Annotated in this window: 1 protein-coding gene; it reads right to left on the bottom strand. The window is 50.2% G+C overall.

The window, feature by feature from the left end:
• Window positions 1-70: 70 nt before the first annotated feature.
• A partial coding sequence (locus tag R7E78_RS26830) for a lyase family protein (protein WP_318058699.1) occupies window positions 71-693 on the bottom strand: 623 nt, incomplete at its 5' end.

The following is a 693-nucleotide window of genomic DNA, read 5'->3' as shown; positions in this document are numbered from 1 at the left end:
CATGAGCCAGATAGTAAGAGACCTCCAATGAGAGGTCTCTTTGTATTCTGCGGATCTTCAAAGCGGTGCTTTACTCAGCCACGCCACCTTGAGTCAATTTGGCTGGATTAAGCAGCCTTTCAAGCGTTTCGCGGTCTAAATCCGTTTCCTCTTCGGCCACATCAATGATGGCTCGTCCTTGTTTGTAGGCTTTTTTCGCGACTTCTGCCGCTTTCAAATACCCGATCACCGGATTTAGTGCGGTGACTAAAATCGGATTCTTGGCCAAAGCAATATCGAGGTTATCTTGTCGAACGTCAAAGGTCGCAATCGCCTTATTGGCAAGGGCGGTCGCACTGTTCGCAACGAGCTCAATGCTCTCCAAAATATTATGTGCAATCACGGGTAGCATAACATTCAACTGGAAGTTGCCAGACTGACCCGCGATGGTGATGGTTGCGTCGTTGCCAATCACTTGCGCTGACGCCATGGCTGCGGCTTCAGGAATAACCGGGTTTACTTTGCCCGGCATGATTGATGAACCCGGCTGTAAGCCTTGCAGTTCGATTTCACCCAAGCCAGCCAATGGGCCAGAGTTCATCCAGCGAAGATCGTTTGCGATCTTCATGATCGCAACTGCTGCTGTTTTGAGCTGTCCAGACAGTGCGACGATCGCATCCTGGCTGCTGAGGTTGAAGAAGAAATTGTCGCTTG

The organism is Vibrio sp. YT-19(2023) (assembly GCF_033337395.1).
Note: the sequence above shows the minus strand (reverse complement) of the source record. Positions and strands in the feature narration are given on the sequence as shown.